The 3,639-nt window shown below is 36.4% G+C and carries 6 protein-coding genes and 1 pseudogene; 4 read left to right on the top strand and 3 right to left on the bottom strand.

All coding sequences use genetic code 11. The features are described from left to right. The 4 genes and pseudogenes from WBQ70_RS03555 to WBQ70_RS03570 all read left to right on the top strand — a co-directional run. Nucleotides 1-273: pseudogene (locus WBQ70_RS03555) on the top strand (MGMT family protein); the annotation flags it as partial. 353 nt (nt 274-626) lie between these two features. Next, nucleotides 627-1,754 (top strand): P-loop NTPase, encoded by a 1,128-nt coding sequence (locus tag WBQ70_RS03560; RefSeq protein ID WP_423910659.1) that lies wholly within the window; start codon nt 627-629, stop codon nt 1,752-1,754. Between the two features lie 4 nt (nt 1,755-1,758). Next, nucleotides 1,759-1,998 carry a NifU family protein gene (locus WBQ70_RS03565; RefSeq protein WP_423910662.1) on the top strand — a complete coding sequence of 80 codons (240 nt, stop codon included), beginning with the start codon at nt 1,759-1,761 and terminating at the stop codon, nt 1,996-1,998. 145 nt (nt 1,999-2,143) lie between these two features. Further along, nucleotides 2,144-2,461, top strand: a complete 318-nt coding sequence (locus tag WBQ70_RS03570; protein ID WP_423910665.1) for a ferredoxin — start codon at nt 2,144-2,146, stop codon at nt 2,459-2,461. A gap of 359 nt (nt 2,462-2,820) precedes the next feature. On the opposite strand, the gene WBQ70_RS03575 is transcribed toward WBQ70_RS03570, so the two are convergent. The 3 genes from WBQ70_RS03575 to WBQ70_RS03585 form a co-directional block, all read right to left on the bottom strand. Beyond that, nucleotides 2,821-3,168 (bottom strand): hypothetical protein, encoded by a 348-nt coding sequence (locus WBQ70_RS03575; protein ID WP_423910668.1) that lies wholly within the window; start codon nt 3,166-3,168, stop codon nt 2,821-2,823. Nucleotides 3,169-3,256: 88 nt separating this feature from the next. Then, entirely contained in the window at nt 3,257-3,379 is a 123-nt protein-coding gene (locus WBQ70_RS03580) for a hypothetical protein (protein ID WP_423910670.1), read from the bottom strand. 45 nt (nt 3,380-3,424) lie between these two features. Continuing rightward, a partial coding sequence (locus WBQ70_RS03585; protein WP_423910673.1) for an SGNH/GDSL hydrolase family protein occupies nt 3,425-3,639 on the bottom strand: 215 nt, incomplete at its 5' end.

The raw sequence follows: 3,639 nt of genomic DNA on the forward strand, positions 1-3,639 counted from the left end.
GGTAAAGTAACTTCTTATGGCGCTATTGCTAAAGCTTTGGGTGCGGCTCGTTCAGCTAGAATGGTAGGTTAGGCAATGAATGCTTCTCATAGTCGAGAAGATATTCCATCACATCGCGTCGTAAACCGAAAAGGACTACTCACTGGAAAACATCATTTTGAAGGTACCAACCTCATGCAACAACTACTAGAGAGTGAAGGAATCAAAATAATCAATAATCAAATTATTGATATGGAAAAGCATTTTTGGGAACCTCCTGTTTTTATGGGGTAAATGTTTAAAGACAAAGAGTCTAAGGGTTCACAAGGCTCACGAAGATTTTTTTAATTTGGAAGTTACTCTTTTGATTTTTCAAGAGGTTCGACTTTGTAGCGGTTTTCGAGTCGAAAAACATAGTTTCTTTGAGTTTTAGTGTTTCTGTCTATCTGCAGAGAGGTTTGCGGTAAAGGAAATAATCCCTTAGTGTTCTTAGTGAAATCTTAGTGTACTTTGTGTTTAAATTAGCTATCAATAAATCCAATTTAAATCCTTTAAAATAAGAACTTAATCGCTTATCTTTGCAATCCGAAATCAGTTTAAATAAATATAGTATTTTAACTGAAATTACCAATAGAAAAGGATACAGAATGAAATTAGATAGAAAAGAAATTCTAAAAGCTTTAGAAACCATTACTATAGCTGGAGAAGGAAAGAATATGGTGGAGAGTGGTGCTATTGCTAACGTGCTTACTTTTGGAGACGAAGTAGTAGTAGAGTTGGTTTTAACAACACCAGCCATGCACATCAAGAAACGTGCAGAAGAAGACATCAAGAAGACCATATTGGAATTAGTTTCACCTGAAGCTAAAATCAAAATCAATAGTAAAGTACAAGTTCCTGAAAAGGCTGAAATAAAAGGGAAATCAATTCCTGGAATCAAAAACATCATCGCTGTAGCCTCTGGAAAAGGTGGCGTAGGGAAATCTACTGTAACAGCAAACTTGGCAGTATCATTGGCAAAAATGGGGTTCTCAGTAGGGGTTCTAGATGCGGACATTTACGGGCCATCTATGCCTATCATGTTTGATGTAGAAAATGAAAAACCAATTTCGATTCTTGTTGATGGAAAATCAAAAATGAAACCCGTAGAAAGTTATGATATTAAAATATTGTCTATCGGATTTTTTACAGCACCTAGTCAAGCTGTAATCTGGAGAGGGCCAATGGCTTCCAAAGCTTTGAACCAAATGATCTTTGATGCTGACTGGGGAGAATTAGACTTTATGTTAATCGATTTACCTCCAGGAACCGGCGATATCCACCTTTCTATCATGCAATCTTTGCCGGTAACGGGAGCGGTTGTCGTGAGTACACCACAAGCCGTAGCTTTGGCCGATGCCAAAAAAGGAGTTTCGATGTTTATGTCAGAAGCTATTAACGTACCTGTTTTAGGAATTATCGAAAACATGGCGTACTTCACACCCGAAGAATTGCCTAACAATAAATATTATATCTTTGGTCAAGAAGGAGCTAAAAACCTAGCCGAAGATTTACAAGTGCCTTTCCTTGGTGAGGTACCTATCGTTCAATCAATTCGTGAAGCTGGTGATTACGGTCGTCCTGCAGCAATGCAAACGGGATCAGTAATCGAAACGGTGTTTGAAGATATTACTCGTAAAGTAGTCGAAGAAACGATTAGCAGAAACGAAAACTTACCTGCTTCCGAAGCCATCAAAATTACAACTATGGCAGGTTGTTCAGCAGTAAAAAAATAAAATTATGACAACAGAAGAATTAACCAGCAACGTATTGCTAGCACTCGAAGAAATTCGTCCTTTTTTGAACTCTGATGGTGGCGACATCACACTTATCTCCATAGAGGATAACAAACACGTCAAAGTACGTCTCGAAGGCGCTTGTACGAGCTGTAGTGTTAACCAAATGACCTTGAAAGCTGGTGTCGAAACCACTATCAAGAAATTTGCACCACAAATCGAAACCGTTGTCAACATAGCATAATTATAATTTGGGCGTGCCCATTTTAAGGAACAAGGCTAAATGTAGTTTGCGCTCATAAGCCTTATTCCTTAAAATCGTCGGGCTGTCCGCGCTACTTCGGTAGCTAGCTCCCATCCCTCACGCAAAACCCACTATACCCTAAAAAATGGATGTATTAATAAAAATCAAAGACAGAGAAGGCGTTGTACACGAGTTACAAGCCCCAACTGATATGGCCATGAACATCATGGAATTGTGTAAAGCTTACGAATTACCTGTAGAAGGAACCTGTGGCGGAATGGCCATGTGTGCTTCTTGCCAATGTTACGTGATTAATGACGTAGCCTTGCCAGAAATGGGTGATGATGAAGAAGCGATGCTTTCTGAAGCTTTTTACGTTAAATCTAACAGCCGTTTGGGTTGTCAAATTCCAATTACAATGGATTTAGAAGGTCTTGAATTAGAGTTAGCTCCAGAGAGTTAATCGATTCAAACTAAAATACAAAGCCTCAAAATATGTAATCGCTATTTTGAGGCTTTTTTTAGGGCTATAATTATTGAGAAATATTAACCCGATGGCGCGTACTTGTATTTCGTAACCACAATCGTTCGCGTAGGTATTCACCTTTGCCAAAGATTGGTAAAACAATACCTTTTTCAAAACGAATGTAAACCTTTTTATTTTAAAATTAAACAAAAAAAGTTGTAGCTTTTTATGGCTACAACTTTTGTTTAAAATGTTTGCTTACTGTTGTGGCATAGGCAAATGAGCTAACGAAGTCCCTTTGTAGACAAGTCCGTGCCATTGGGAGAACTTAATAATCGAGCACGAGAGAGGTTTATCTACTTAGTAATATTAAAATCTATATCGTCTGGACTATATCTTATTTGAAAATTTATTTTTTCTAAATCTTCTATTGTGAAATACTCCTTTTTTAGATACATATTCTGTTTAAATACTGTATTTATACCATATTTATTAATACTATCAACGCTAACAATATAAAAATGCAATTTATTATTATCACATTTTTCGATAAATTTTTCCCACCTAGGTTTTACAGGATTCAAATTACCACTTTCATTTTCTTTTAAACGAACAGCTAAAAAATCATCTCCTTTCTTCATTAAATTAAATTCTCTTTTTGTGATAAGACAACTAATAGATAACTTGGAGTCATTTTGAATCATTAACCACCTATTTTCTACTCTGTGGCAATTATAAAAGCAAAATGTAATGAGAATTAGAATCGAAGACAAAATATATTTTTTCATAGAGTTAAGGTTGTATGTATTCATGATTTCTTAATTTTGTTATTGTTTCTTCATCATATAATTCCCCCACTACCGCACGAATCCTTTCGTTTGGTTCGTTGTTTACCGTTCTGAAAAAGCCATACATTGTCAGGCTGAGCTTGTCGAAGCCCCTAAAGATTTACATCAATAACTATTTCTCCACTAAAACAGCATTAGCTTTTGGTAACAACCGTTCCACAAAAAGAGCATACGCTTTTTCCGAAGGATGCAGTCCGTCACCAGCAACTAATTTGGGGTCGTTAAGTCCATTTTGTGTAATGTCGGTGATGTTAACAAAAAGAATCCCATTATCTTCACAATATTTTTTGGCAAAAGCATTGTATTGGTCAATTTCAGTCGAAATAG

The sequence above is a fragment of the Flavobacterium sp. genome, from assembly GCF_049590715.1.
In the GTDB taxonomy this organism is placed as follows: Bacteria; Bacteroidota; Bacteroidia; order Flavobacteriales; family Flavobacteriaceae; genus Flavobacterium.